The organism is Caballeronia sp. GAWG2-1, assembly GCF_023631405.1.
GTDB lineage: Bacteria > Pseudomonadota > Gammaproteobacteria > Burkholderiales > Burkholderiaceae > Caballeronia.
This window is the reverse complement of record NZ_JALQDD010000026.1, coordinates 185,188-198,819: the sequence shown is the minus strand read 5'-3', so window position 1 is coordinate 198,819 and position 13,632 is coordinate 185,188. Positions and strand designations below refer to the sequence as shown.

Sequence of the window (13,632 nt, the reverse complement as noted above, 5' to 3'; positions counted from 1 at the left end):
ACTGGATGTCGAGAAAGACTTGCCGGACGATGCATGACACATGGCGACATGATTCGTCGTTTCCCCGAGATTGCCTTCGCTACGCGGCTCAATAAAATGTCGTCACTGTCTGGCTGCATCGAATTCACGGAGAACCGACATGCAAAAGATTCCACGAGCGTGCGTGGCCGGCATTCTCGGCTTCACAATCGCCACGGCGGTCTTCGCACAAACCGCCACGCAGCCAATGGGCGCAAGTCCGCATATCGAGCAGGTCATGCACGGTCTGCAGACGCGCTTCGCAAGCGCCAACACCACGCACGACGGCAAGCTCACGCGCGCGCAAGCATCGTCCAGCATGCCGATGGTGGCTCGACATTTCGACGAAATCGACACGCAAAAAGCCGGCTACGTGACGCTGCCGCAGATCGAAGCCTTTATGCATCAGCATGCCGCGCAACGCTAACGGAGATCGCCGATGGAAGCACTTCCGAAAATCATCGTGCTCGACGACGAAGCCGAACTGCGCAACATGCTGCAACGTTTCCTCACATCGCAAGGCTTCGAGGTGCGGGTCGTGGAAAACGGCAAGCGGCTCGACCGCTATCTGCAACGCGAACCATACGACCTGCTCGTGCTCGACTGGATGATGGAGCCGGAAGACGGATTGTCGGTATGCCGGCGTCTGCGCACCGAAGGACACACGCTGCACATTCTCATGCTGACGGCCAAGGGCGATCCGGTGGACAAGGTCGTCGGCCTGGAGACAGGCGCCGACGACTATCTCGCCAAGCCCTTCCTGCCGCAGGAACTGGTGGCGCGCGTGCGAGCGCTGCTGCGCCGTCAGAAGATTGCAGCGGGCGATCCCACGCTCACCTCGCAAGTACTGCGTTTCGGCGAGTTTCGGCTCGATCTCGGCAAGCAGCAGATTACGCGCAGCGGTAATGCATTCGAAATGCATTCCGCGCAGATGCAGTTATTGCATGCACTTGGATCGTCACCGAACCGCGCCGTGAGTCGTGACAACCTCATCGCCCGCACGCGCGGACGCGATCACGATGCACTCGATCGCAGCATCGATGTCCAGGTGCTGCGTCTTCGCCAGCTCATCGAGGAAGATCCGGGCAAGCCGCGTTTCATCAAGACGGTATGGGGCGTCGGCTATATGTTGCTTGCGGACGTGGAAACGTGAGCCTCGCGCCGCGGTCCCTTTTTGCACGCAATATTCTTTTGCTCGTGGCGCTGGTGGCGGTGAGTCAGGTATGCGCGCTCGCCGTGCTGCTCCATTTCATTCAGACGCCGCGCATCGAACGGGCGGCGACCACATTCGCGGCCTACATCGAGACGCTCGATACCCTTCTGAAAGCAAGCCCGCCGCAAGCATCGAACTCCATCGCCGCTCATCTCGAAGTGCGCGCCGCCCTGCCCGAGGACGCGCGCGAGACGCCCGAAGAGTCGCGCTTGCGCTTCTATCGCACGTATCAGCGTCAGACTTTCATCGATAGTTTGCGAGCGCATCTGCCGCCAGACATGCTAGTGCGCTGGGAAAGCGGCGCGACGGCGGCGGATGGCCAGCAGCGCCTCTGGATACGTGCGCATCTGTCCGGCGAGCCACGCTGGGTCGCCCTGCCCGTGCCGGAAGCCGCGCACGACGACGGCCTCGCCACGGCCCTGCTGCTATCGCTCGGCCTTGGGGCGCTTGCAATCGCGACCGCGTATTTGATCCAGCGGCATTTGAACCGCCCGCTCGAACACCTCGCCGATGCCGCGCGGCGCCTCTCTGCCGGCGATGAACCCGGCGTCTTGCCGATAGACGGCCCCACCGAGATTGCCCAGGTTAGTCGCGCGTTCAACCAAATGAGCGCTGCCCTGAGCGAAGCGGACGCCACGCGAGCACTGATGCTCGCTGGTATTTCGCATGACATCCGCACCCCGATGACGAAGCTGCGCCTTGCGATGGCGATGTCCTCGGCGAGTGCGGCGGACGCTCACTTCACGGCATCGGCGGAAGGTTATCTGGATCGGATCGACAGCATCCTCCAGCAGTTCATGGACTATGCAGGGAGCGGTGCCAAGGAAGCGCCGGTCGTGGGAGACATAAACGCATTGATCTCGAATCTGGCAGCGGATTTTGCGGGCCTTGGCCACGAGTTCGCGCTTACGCTCGGGCCCATAGAGCCGTTCGCCTTCCGTCCCATCGGCATGATGCGCGTACTGATGAATCTGATGCAGAACGCCATACTCTATGGCGTCGTCGGACTCGAAGTGCGTAGCTGGACCGATACGCGATTGCATGCTGCATGCATTGTGATCGCGGATCGCGGCAAGGGGCTTGGCGGTCAGGACCCGGAAGCGCTCAAACAGCCGTTCAAGCGCGGCGGCGGCGAGGCGCAGCCAAAAGGCACGGGATTGGGTCTGGCGATCGTAGAGCGCATCGCTCGGCAGCACGGCGGAACGCTAGTTTTGCGGGCACGCCATGGTGGTGGCGCTGAGGCGTGCATTGTCTTGCCGCTTGGTATTTAAAATTCATGCGCGGCTTAACAGTATTTTGCATTCGTTCTCCGGTGAGCCCATACTGTTCTCGTAAGATGAAACGGTCGCGCAGCAGGACGAAATATCAAACTGCCTGCGGGTGCCTATGGCTCGCGCCCACATCCCTTGAATCAAAAATCGTCACCCGGTTGCCATCGACGCTCCAACTTGAAGACGCTATCAATCTGAATAGATGGACCGCGCATATCGTCGACCGCATACCCATAGCGAATCTGAGTTGCTGCAGTGCAATGAGCGTGTTCGGCGTGTAGGTCCGGTGTGGGGCACGCAGGCATGCTGTTGGGGCGCGGGCTGACGAGGTAGTGCATTCATCGACAACGCAAAATTACCGCCATGCCTCCGAAGCGTCAGATTGGCGTACTGAGCTTCACCATTGTGCAGGAGCTGAGGTCGGCATCGCACTTGCTTTAAGTTGATCGCGTTGTTGTGCGCCGCAGCACTCATGGCGTGGAGCCATCACAGCACCGACCGATTTGCGATTTCTTTCGGCTTATCGAACCGATCGCCAGTATCGCGCTCGAACCAGACATTGCGCCTAAACCCGCGAGTGTTTAAGTGCGTACCGAATACAAAAATAGCAAAGACACGTATTACAGCGTGGCGCGCGACGCCACCGTTCAAATCGAAGACGCTCATGGCCAGCGCGAATAAGCGCTCGAGCGTCCCGTCCGCCAAATCGATGTAATGGAGGAAGTCATGCGTATCACCGTCAAGCTGGATGGATTCGAAGGCGCGCAATCGGCCGCCTACGCCATTTTGTGGCTCGACAGAGAATCCAGCCGCTGGTCACGCGAAGGTCACCAATCGATGGACGTGCCTGATTGGGGCGATCTAACCAAAGGCGCGGGCGACACCGTGATCTGCGGGCAGGATGCGCCGCAACCGATCTGCGTGCTCGAACAACTCGATTTCGACGTACCGGGCGGTCCGCCCGAAGGGCTCGCCGGACGCGCGCTCTGGTATACCGATCAATCCGGCGCACAGAGCGAGGGACGCTGGCATGTGCAATGTATCGACCGCGCGCAGATCAAGGCGGAGCACGGCGTATTCGCTGGCGAGGAGGTCAACTGGACCGCGCTCTGAAGCGGGCAGGCACGACATCTCGAAGATAATGGGTCGCCGTTCGGTAGCGGCATGAGCGGCCTGACGAAGATTGTCGTGCAAAAGCGCAATCGCTATCGCGCGGTAATTGGAAACTGCGCGGCGGTCGAACACCATGCCCGTGCCGCGCCGGCCAACGAAACGAAGACCACGCGGACCGTCGTAACGCCCCCTCGCCTCCGATCCTGGCCGCCAGTCGCGCGGCCTGTCAACTGTCGCTCTATTGCGTGCTCGCTGCGACGCGACGCGCCTTGATTTGCATTAAGCATCCCGACAGTTGGTCGATTGAATGCAATCGCTCTGGTGTTTTCCCTTGCCCCATTTAGCACGGTTAAATTGGTAGTATCAGGGGCCGGGCCGCGCGTCGAGAAGACGTGGCACACGGCGCACGTTGCCGCGCGATCGAATGGCTCCATGCATGAGAACGCGCTCCACCGAACGACCTGGGAGGCAAGATGAATCAGAAATTCAGCGATCCGTTCAGCCAGTTTGCCGCCATGTTTCAGCAGTATCAGCTTCCCGGTTTCGATGTCACCGCGATCATGGAATCGCGACGCAAAGACGTCGAGGCGCTCGCGGCCACCAATCGCGTTGCGTTCGGCGGCATCGAGGCCTTGCGCGACAAGCAACTTGAAATCTTGCGGCGCACGCTGGGCGATCTGGAGGATATCGCCAAGCAAATGGCATCGTCGGCCGCGAAACCGCCGTTCAACGCCAACGAAGTCGTGCAACGGGCATTGCACAATGCGCTCGCCGATATGCAGGACATCGCCCGCACCACGCAGCAGACGCAGGCCGAAGCGTATGCGCTCGTCACGAAGCGCATGGAGGATGCGTTGCAGGAACTGAAGGCGTCGGTCAACAAACCACAAGCTTGATCGCGCGAGATCAGCCAACGGTCCGGTGAGCCGTCGCTTACGTGGCGACGCTCACTTCTTCGCCTGCGTCGTGATCTGGAACATGTCCACGACGACTTTATCGCGTCCGTATTTGCCGGTGAGCGCCGTAAGACGCTTGTCGAGTGCGCGCAGATATTCGCTCTTCGCTTCGCTGTCCGGGCGGATGTCATCGAAGAGCGGCGCGGGCGTCACGGTCAATACGATCATCTCCGAGCCGAACGGCTTGCCGACGACCCAATCGCCCATCGAGCCGAGTGTGGCCGCGTAGTTTGCAGGCGCCTGGTTGTCGCGGGATCTTTCGGTCGGCAGCAAATGCACCACGCTGCCGTCGAGCATGAAGTAATCGACTGTGACGTAGGACTCGAACGCGGGCGTCATCAGATCGACGATCAGCGGATCGCCTTCGGTCAGGCGCAACTGGTTCGACCGCGTATGGACCGATGCCGGATGTCCCAACTGCCGGTTCGCCGTCCAGTAAGGCGCGAAGACTTTGAGCAGATCGCATTTGTCGTCGACGACTTGCTGCACGCCGAAGTTGGTGGTCTTCACGCCGGGCACGCGTCCAAGCGTGTCCTTCAAACGCGCGAGCCCGTATTTCTCCGATATGAAACCCTGCACATCGACCGTCTGATCGTGAACCGATGCCACGAGCGCCGAACACGGCGCGCTCGCCAGCACCGGCGTGACCGCGGCCATCGTAAGCTGCGGTGCGGCGGCGACGGGAACGGCAGGCGTTATCGCGACCACCGACGCGCTCGCTTGGGGTTCGGCGCTCGACGGTCTTACTGGTTCGACCGGACTTGCGCTCGCGTTCGAGGGTGGCGCTTGTTCGCTGTTTTTTGACCGCTCGAAGAAGTAATAGCTCGCGCCCGCAGCAATGATCGCCGCAACTGCTACGGCTCCGATCGCAATACTGGGGCCGACTTCGCGCTTCGGTTTATTGCTTGCGGGCGCAGCGGCAGGCGGTTCGCTAAGCTCATCCAGGAACTGCGTGACGCTCGGCGTTCGCGCCTCGCGTTCGAACGCCAGCGCGCCCTTGAGCGCCTTCCACTGCTTGTTGCCCAGATTCTCGGGCCGCTGCGGCTTCATGTTGGCGCTCTTTGCCTGCAGCGCGGGAACGCGCTCGAACGGATGCTTCCCCGCCAGCAATTCGTACGCTATACAGCCAAGCGCGTAGATATCGTCACGCGGATCGGGCTCGCGATGCTCGAGCATCTCCGGACTTGCATAGGCAGGCGTGAGCGCGCCCAGGCTGCCGGGATCGAAGACCGTGGCCTCGCTTTCGTCCTCGGGGCGCGTGATTGCACGCGAAATGCCAAAGTCGATCACCTTCACTTCCGCCGTATCGGTGAGAAAAACGTTCGGCGGCTTGAAATCGCAATGGACGAAGCCTCGCTCGTGCGCGTATGCGAGCGCGTTCGCCATGCCCTTGAAGATCGGAAACATTTCGGCAAACGGCAGACCCTTGAAATTCGGGTTCCGAAGCATTCTTGAAAGCGGCTGGCCGGAAAGATATTCCATCGTCAGATAGACGATCGAGCCATCGCGATCGAAATCGTACACGGTCACGATGTTGCGATGCGCGAGTTGCTGCGCCTTGCGCGCCTCGCGCTGCAGTGCGATCAGCGATTTCGGGTTGCCGCGAAATTGAAGATTGAGAACCTTGATCGCCACGTACGGCCGTCGATCCGACGCTTCCAGCTTGCGCAAGTCGAGCGCTTTGTAGACCGTTCCCATCCCGCCGATGCCGAGACATTCCTCCAGCACGAAGCGATTGTTCAGCGTGTCGCCGACACCCTTGACCTGAACGACTTCCGTGAGCACCTGCGTGGCGTGGCCGGACGTCGATGCGCTCGCGTCGCCCGATGCGCGCGGCGGCAAAGGCGCCGGGAAACCCGGCGTGGTCTGCATGCGTGTCTCGTCGCGGCCGGGCGCGAAGCCGGTGCCGAACTCTGTTTCGGGATGAGCGAGCGCCACATGTTCGATGCGGCGTCGAATGGCAACGTAGATATCGGGTGGCAGAGGCCGAGCCGCGTGCTCCTCGTCGAGGATCTCCATGAGCCGTTTGGCCGGAGTTCGTTCGATGGCGAGCGCGCCATCGACCCCGGCAAAGAACTCGTCGCGCGACCCGCCGTCGCCCCGATATGTACGAATCGCCTGCGCAAAGCTTGTCATCTGTGCGACGCGACGCGGCTCCAAATCGACCGACAATTCACTTGTCGTAACAAATACCCAGTAATCGCTTGATACTAGCCTCCGCATGCGCCTTACGCAAATGGCGTTTTCGATGATGCGCGGCATCGCGCACATGTCGTTCGGATACCGACATGTTTGGTTCGGGTGTTGGTTCGGTTAAGTCAGGTACAGGCTTTTGCGTCTTATTGCGCGCGGTTGGCCAAGCGGCTCGTCGCTGCGTAAAGCACGTCACACATGGGGTCCGTCGATTCGTTCATGCCAAGGCGTTCGACTGGCATACCTGATGCATGACATGACCGGAAAGGGTACGACGTTGCACTCTCGATCAGGCATGGTGCATTCAGTGAATCACGCATGCATCATACAAACGGCCAAGGGTTTCACCCCTCCGCCGTCTTGCCGCTTGGCACATCCGGTCAGAATGAAACGGTCGCGGCGGCACGAGTAGTCTTGCGTGGCAGCGTCAGACGAAATGCATATACTGAACGCGTTCTGCGTTCGTCGAATGTGCATGCTGCATGCAAGGTAAGTCGACGCGCCGCATCTGACCGGGATCGGCGCGGCTTTAGGCTTTCTCACTTTTTTGGAGGACACAGTCATGGCCATCGTCAAAATCAAGGATCTCGCGGACAGCATCGAGTTGGACCGTCAGGCAATGACCGCGATCACGGGCGGTGCACGCAACGGTGCCCGTCCGCTCTTTCGTATCAGGCCAAAAGCGAAGGCGAATCGCGTGGTCGATTATCCAGGCGTGCCGGTGAACGATGTGCCCGCTGAAAAGCCTGGGCCATTCACGACCAAGATCGTGTCGAAGAAGTAGCGTTTGAGGACACGGCGCTTACGTCCGTCGATGTTCGCGGGGTGAACGATTAGCGTGCTGCTTATGCATCGAAGCAAGCAGCAACGCGAGGCACGGTGGTCGTAATACAAAATGCCACCGCGCTGCATCATGCATGCAAAACGCCAGCGAGCGGTGCGTCAACTACGCACCGTCATCCCGATCGAGCCCATTCCGCCCGTCAATGGCGTACCGATCGACCGCCCGCTCCGCTTCACAAGCGCAAGCCTGATACGTTCGCGTGTATCGCCATCGAAATCGCCGAGATATCGCGTCTTACCGGCCACGACCGCCCCAACCGGCAAGCCATCCAGAAACAACACGCGATTGCCCGCAATCGCCGGCACCTTCTCGCCCGGCAGCAACGTGCCCACGAGGTTCAGCGGATCGACCGCGCCAAGCGCGACGAGCGCGCCCTCTTTCGCCCGCCTGCGCACGTCACGCAACAGCGGCACCGCATCTGGCAATGCAAACTGCTCACCCGCGAGGCCCGCAACAAAGCGCCCGCCGCGAATCTCGCCACGCGCTTCGAGCCGATGATAGACACGCAGCAAATCGCGCCACGGCGGCAGCCACTGCGCTTCGCGTTCGAGCAGTCGCCAAAACACGACACCATACCGGCGCAACAGCGCAAGCGCGACGTGCTCGATGTCCGCATCATCGTTGGAATTGGCTCGACGCAAGAGCGCCCAGCGGCCCGCATCGTCCATCCCGCCGATGAAAAGCCCGCCGCGCCGCTGCCGCCGCGCGAACACATTGCGCTTGGCGGCCGGCGCCAGAAGCGCGCGCAAGCCCGCAAAACTGTCCGCGTTGACGAGGCCCAGCGCGACCAGTTCGCCGAGCCCATCTTCGAGTTCCGTGCGCAGGAGCCGTACATCGGCGAGAAGTTCGTCGAAGAACATCGCGCCGTGCGTGCTCAGGGCCTCGAACACGCGTTGCGCGCGCGACGACAACTGCGGCGCTTCGTCGGGGCGCATCAGCGTATTCCATGCCCCCAGATGGCGACGCGGCAGCAGCACGATCGGCGTGCCGCGCACCGGGCCACCCGTCGCGCGCGCACGGCCGGCCGGACGCGTCCACACGATCTTGCCCGCACGGCAAGCCTCGTCGAGCCACATGCCCGAGTAATCGGCGATGCGCGCCGGCAGGATTTCATCCTCCCACGCCACGGCGGGCGCCTCTAAGCCTTCGAGCTGTTCGAGCACGCCGAGAAGCGCATCGCGGCCTTCGCCGTGAGAATCCGGCGCGACGCGTTGCCATTCGAACAGGAAACGCATGAAATCCTGCCGCTCCACGGGTTCGATTTCGCGACGCAAACGCCGCACCGTGTAGCGATGAATCCGCGCCAGCAGATGCCGCTCGCACCATTCCTCGTCTTTAGCCGTGGGCGTGAAGCAGCCACGCATCACATAGCCTTCGGCTTCCAGACGCGTCAACGCCGAAGCCACGCTCGACGCAGGCAACGCAAGCGGACGCGCAATTTCCGGCACCGTCAGCGGACCGAACCCCGAGAGCCGCGCGCGGACGATCTCGACGAGCGCGTCATCTTCAGTCCAGGCATGGTCGAAACCGGGCGGCGGCTGCAGTGCGGGATGCATCGGCGCATGCGTATAGACCGCGCGCAGGCAGGCAAGCCGCTCCACGGCGATCCACAGCGCGTCGTGCTCCGCAATCTGCAAGCGCGTCGCACGCCCGGCGCGTGCGAGCGCGTCGAGCCACGCTGGCCAGCCGTCGCAACGCGCCGCCTCGCCATGCGCGATGCACGCGAGACCGGTCAGCGCTTCGTGCATCTCATCGGCGCTCGTCACCGCGGGCCAGGCTTCCGCGCGCACGCTTTCGATAGCGTCGGCATCGAGCGCGCCGAGATCATCGGTCGATTGCGGATCGGTCCAGCGGCGCGCCAAGACAGCCCGCGTGCGGCGCTCTTCGAGCGGGGCGTCGTCGAGAAAAGCATACGGCCGCGCCGACAAAATCTCGGCGGCAAGCGGCGACGGCGCGGGCAACTCGCGCGTGACGAGCCGCACATCGCCCGTTTCGATACGACGCAAAAGTGCAAGCCAAGCCTCGCTGTCCATCGCTTCGTGCAGACAGTCGTCGAGAGTCTGCTCGACCAGCGGATGCCGCGGAACCTCACGCTCGCCCGCGATGTTTTCCGCGCACGCGACCTGATCCGGGAAAACGGCGGCGAGCAAGTCCTCGCTTCGCATGCGCTGCAACTGCGGTGCGACTTTGCGGCCGCCCGAATAGCGCGGCAAGGCGAGCGCGTTGGTCGCGTTCCAGCGCCAGCGCACGCCGAAAAGCGGTGCGTCGAGCAACGCCTGGATCAGCACATGTTCCGCGCTTGCCGATTTCAGATAACGCCAGACTTCATCGAGCGCGAAGCTGTGGCTGCCCGTGAGCGACAGGACGATGGCATCTTCCGTCGCCGCCGCCTGCAGTTCGAAATTGAAGGTGCGGCAGAAACGCTTGCGCAACGCGAGACCCCACGCGCGATTGACGCGGCTGCCGAACGGCGCGTGAATCACGAGTTGCATGCCGCCGGATTCGTCGAAGAAGCGCTCCATGACGAGCGTGTCCTGGGTCGGGAGCACGGTCAGCGCGGCGCGTGCGCGTGCGAGATATTCGACGATCTGACGCGCGGCATCGGCGCCGATGCCTTCGGTTTCATCGGCGAGCCATGCGATGGTGGGAGCTAGCGAGTCGCTAAGTGCGTCTTTTCCGCCGTTGGCGTTGCGCGCGGCCTTCGCCGCGTTCGCGTCATTGGCGCCGTGCGCGAGGGTTAAATCCTTCGCGCCCTTGGCCTCGACACCCGCCAACCGCGCATCCACCCCCGCCCGCAACCGCGCGATCGCGAAGGAAAGCTCACTGCTGCGCCCCGGCGCCTCTCCAAGCCAGAACGGAATGTTCGGCGGCTGACCATTCGCGTTCTCCACTCGCACCCGGCCACCTTCGATCCGCATGATCCTGTACGACGTATTACCCAACTGAAAGATGTCTCCAGCCAGACTCTCGACCGCGAAGTCCTCGTTCACCGTGCCGATCTGCAAGCCCTGCGGCTCCAGCAGCACGGCGAAGTCGGCGTTGTCGGGAATCGCGCCGCCGGAAGTCACGGCCGTCAGCTTGCCGCCGCGCCGTCCGCGCAACGTGCGGCTCACCGCATCCCGATGAACATACGACGCGCGCACGCCCTGCCGCCCCGTATAGCCCTCGGCGAGCGTGCGCACCACTTCGTCGAAGCGGGCGCGCTCGAGCGTCGCGTACGGATACGCACGCCCGATCAGCTCGAACAATTCATCCTCGCCCCATTCTCGACAGGCGACCTCCGCCGTGATCTGCTGTGCGAGCACGTCGAGCGGCGCGCGCGGAATGGAAAGCGCGTCGAGTTCGCCACGCCTCACGCAATCGAGCAAGGCCGCGCACTCGATCAGGTCGTCGCGCGAAGTCGGAAAGAGCCGCCCTTTCGGCACGCCGCCGACGTGATGCCCCGAGCGCCCGACGCGCTGCAAGAATGCGCCGATCGATCCTGGCGAGCCGAGTTGGCAGACGAGATCGACATCGCCGATATCGATACCCAATTCCAGCGATGCCGTCGCGATCAACACACGCAATTCGCCGCGCTTCAGGCGCTGTTCGGCGGAAAGCCGCTGCTCGCGCGCAAGGCTGCCGTGATGCGCCGCGACCGCGTCCCGGCCAAGGCGCTCGGTCAGATGCCGCGCCGCGCGCTCAGCCATGCGCCGCGTATTGACGAAGACGAGCGTCGTGCGATGCATGCCGGAAAGCTCGGCCAGCCGGTCATAGACGCGCTCCCACATGTCGTTCGACATGATCGCTTCGAGCGGCATCGGCGGCATTTCGAGGGCGAGATCGCGGGCACGGACGTGACCGACATCCACGATCTCGCACGGCTTTCCGACGCCCGCGAGAAACTTCGCGACGAGCTCGATCGGCTTTTGCGTCGCCGACAAACCGACGCGCACCGGCCGCGCCGCGCCGCGCGCCTCGCACAACGCATCCAGCCGTTCGAGGCTCAGACTCAGGTGCGAGCCGCGCTTGCTGCCCGCCACGGCATGGATTTCATCGACGATCACCGTGCGCGTGGTCGAAAGCATCGCCCGGCCGGAATCGGACGAAAGCAGCACGTAAAGCGATTCAGGCGTCGTCACGAGAATATGCGGCGCGCGCTTTCGCATGGCGCTGCGTTCCTGCTGGGTCGTGTCGCCCGTGCGCACGGCGGCGCGTATCAGCGGCGCGTCGGGGCCAAGCTCGCGCGCAATGCCCGCAAGCGGCTCTTCCAGATTTACGCGAATGTCGTTGGACAAGGCCTTGAGCGGCGACACATACACCACGCGCGTCTCGTCGGGCAGCACTTTGCCGCTTGCCGCGCTTTCCACGCCTTCGCGCACAAGTTCGTCGAGCGCGGCGAGAAAGGCCGTCAGCGTCTTGCCCGAGCCAGTTGGCGCAGCCACGAGCGTGGAACGGCGCGCGTGGATGAGCGGCCACGCGCGCGCCTGCGCGGCGGTCGGCGTTTCGAAATGCGCGCGAAACCAGTTGACGACGGCGGGATGAAAGCCCTTCAGGGCGTCGGTGCGGGTCATGCGGTCATTGTATGAGGGGTTTTGAAACTGCGTTTATCAGGCTTTTTCGGACGAATCCCATGCGAGAAAGGTAGGCTGTCACTGATCCTTACGGCTCCGCGCTTCTGGCCATTTCTACGTCTTATGATCGTCATCAGTCTGCTTTTCGACCATGCGCCTGCCGCGCTTGCCAATCATCGGCGTTATGCGCGCGGGCATGGTTATCGGCACATCGAAATCGATATGTCCGAGATCAGCGGCTGCAGCGACGAAACACGCTGGATCATCAAATACGAAACGCTGCTGCATCAGCTCGGCTTGGCGAATGAGGACGAACTCGTCTTGCTGTTGAACGAGAATGCCGCGATTCTCAGGCCGCTCGCTCTGCCGGAACTCATGCAGGGCCGCGACTGGCTTCTAACCTGCATCGAGTCCGATCTGCCGCAACTCGACATGCAAATTTGGCGCAAGACCGAGCACGTCATGCGTGAGTTGTTCGAGATAGTCACGCGATGCCGCAATGGCGTCGTGCTTCCGAAGGAAGAAGCGCTCCTCTTGCAGGCATTTGCGTATTGTCCGTCGCGGTACCGCGTGGGTGATGTCATGGCTGTCGTGCCCGCCTCCACCAACGTCGAGAGCGTCTGGGCGCACTGGTCTGCTTTCTCGGTCAAGATTTGTGACCAGAAGCATCATCGGCGATTCCGCAATGCGCTCCTCGAACATATCAACGACTGCCAGACGCGCGGCCTGCCACTGCTTTCGCTAAACGACACCGGCATTACCGATACATCCGCCGTCAGTATTCGACAGCCGAATCGGTCCGTCGCGATAGTGACGCTATACACGCCGAACATCGCGATTTACGGCCGTATTGCCGAAGCCAATTTCACGCGATACTGCGAGCGCCACGGTTATACGCTTTACGTGCACCGCGAAATTCCCGCGCATCTGAACGACGGTAAAACCTCGGGCAATTGGCTCAAGGCGGCCTTACTGCGCGAAACCCTCCCGAATCACGAATGGATTTTCTGGGTCGACGCCGACGTGCTCTTCAAGAACATGAACCGGCCGCTCGAATCCATCATGCACGACAAGGAAGCGGTGTTTGCACGCGATATCGGCTATTGGCGCTTCAATTCCGGCATCATGGGACTCAAGCGCACGCAACGTAATTACGATTCGCTTCATCGCATACTCGAAGCGTGCAATTGCATCGACGACAAATCCACTGTCTACGCAAATAAGGGCGATCAATATTATTTCAACGCCGAATTTGCCGCGCGCCCCGACTTCGACGTAACGCAGGTAGCCAGTCTTATCGACTTCAACACACCCTGGATTTATCAGCGGCCGACGAGCTTCATGGTGCATTACATCGGCATATGGGAAACCCATAAAGCGCTGCTGATGGACTACGATCTCAGGCAATCCGCCCGCGATTAACCTGCCTCTGCATGCTTGCGGACATCATCTGGCGAACCCAAGTATGATG

At 61.9% G+C, this 13,632-nt stretch carries 9 protein-coding genes; 7 read left to right on the top strand and 2 right to left on the bottom strand.

The features are described 5' to 3' along the window. Nucleotides 1-139: 139 nt before the first annotated feature. The 5 genes from NCR98_RS16090 (at nt 140) to phaP (ending at nt 4,511) form a co-directional block, all read left to right on the top strand. Nucleotides 140-445, top strand: coding sequence for an EF-hand domain-containing protein (locus tag NCR98_RS16090; RefSeq protein WP_244828329.1), 306 nt, complete (start codon nt 140-142; stop codon nt 443-445). Nucleotides 446-457: 12 nt separating this feature from the next. Next, complete coding sequence (locus tag NCR98_RS16085; protein WP_250526651.1) at nt 458-1,171, top strand: response regulator; 714 nt, start codon at nt 458-460, stop codon at nt 1,169-1,171. After that, a complete protein-coding gene (locus tag NCR98_RS16080) occupies nt 1,168-2,502 on the top strand; it encodes an ATP-binding protein (protein ID WP_250493298.1) in 1,335 nt (444 codons plus the stop codon). Before NCR98_RS16085 ends, NCR98_RS16080 begins: the two co-directional genes overlap by 4 nt. 726 nt (nt 2,503-3,228) lie before the next feature. Continuing rightward, the gene (locus NCR98_RS16075) at nt 3,229-3,615 is read left to right on the top strand and encodes a DUF3564 family protein (protein WP_250526650.1); all 387 of its coding nucleotides are present in this window, start codon (nt 3,229-3,231) and stop codon (nt 3,613-3,615) included. A gap of 473 nt (nt 3,616-4,088) precedes the next feature. Next, nucleotides 4,089-4,511: a phasin family protein gene (gene phaP, locus NCR98_RS16070; RefSeq protein WP_244828337.1), complete on the top strand. Its 423-nt coding sequence runs from the start codon at nt 4,089-4,091 to the stop codon at nt 4,509-4,511. Between the two features lie 51 nt (nt 4,512-4,562). Here phaP and NCR98_RS16065 read toward each other — a convergent pair whose 3' ends face one another. Beyond that, a complete protein-coding gene (locus NCR98_RS16065; protein ID WP_250526649.1) occupies nt 4,563-6,707 on the bottom strand; it encodes a serine/threonine protein kinase in 2,145 nt (714 codons plus the stop codon). 619 nt (nt 6,708-7,326) lie between these two features. Here NCR98_RS16065 and NCR98_RS16060 point away from each other — a divergent pair. After that, nucleotides 7,327-7,548: a hypothetical protein gene (locus NCR98_RS16060; protein ID WP_250526648.1), complete on the top strand. Its 222-nt coding sequence runs from the start codon at nt 7,327-7,329 to the stop codon at nt 7,546-7,548. A 158-nt stretch (nt 7,549-7,706) separates the two neighbouring features. Here NCR98_RS16060 and NCR98_RS16055 read toward each other — a convergent pair whose 3' ends face one another. Then, nucleotides 7,707-12,161 (bottom strand): Lhr family helicase, encoded by a 4,455-nt coding sequence (locus NCR98_RS16055; RefSeq protein ID WP_250526647.1) that lies wholly within the window; start codon nt 12,159-12,161, stop codon nt 7,707-7,709. Nucleotides 12,162-12,284: 123 nt separating this feature from the next. On the opposite strand from NCR98_RS16055, the gene NCR98_RS16050 reads away from it, so the two are divergent. Beyond that, the gene (locus NCR98_RS16050; protein WP_250526646.1) at nt 12,285-13,583 is read left to right on the top strand and encodes a glycosyltransferase family protein; all 1,299 of its coding nucleotides are present in this window, start codon (nt 12,285-12,287) and stop codon (nt 13,581-13,583) included. Nucleotides 13,584-13,632 lie beyond the last annotated feature (49 nt).

Bases quoted from the DNA above. Each gene is read 5' to 3' on its own strand.
- NCR98_RS16065 (WP_250526649.1), bottom strand. From the start codon at position 6,707: ATGACAAGCTTTGCGCAGGCGATTCGTACATATCGGGGCGACGGCGGG.
- NCR98_RS16060 (WP_250526648.1), top strand. From the start codon at position 7,327: ATGGCCATCGTCAAAATCAAGGATCTCGCGGACAGCATCGAGTTGGAC.
- NCR98_RS16050 (WP_250526646.1), top strand. From the start codon at position 12,285: ATGATCGTCATCAGTCTGCTTTTCGACCATGCGCCTGCCGCGCTTGCC.
- NCR98_RS16055 (WP_250526647.1), bottom strand. From the start codon at position 12,161: ATGACCCGCACCGACGCCCTGAAGGGCTTTCATCCCGCCGTCGTCAAC.
- NCR98_RS16075 (WP_250526650.1), top strand. From the start codon at position 3,229: ATGCGTATCACCGTCAAGCTGGATGGATTCGAAGGCGCGCAATCGGCC.
- phaP (WP_244828337.1), top strand. From the start codon at position 4,089: ATGAATCAGAAATTCAGCGATCCGTTCAGCCAGTTTGCCGCCATGTTT.
- NCR98_RS16090 (WP_244828329.1), top strand. From the start codon at position 140: ATGCAAAAGATTCCACGAGCGTGCGTGGCCGGCATTCTCGGCTTCACA.
- NCR98_RS16085 (WP_250526651.1), top strand. From the start codon at position 458: ATGGAAGCACTTCCGAAAATCATCGTGCTCGACGACGAAGCCGAACTG.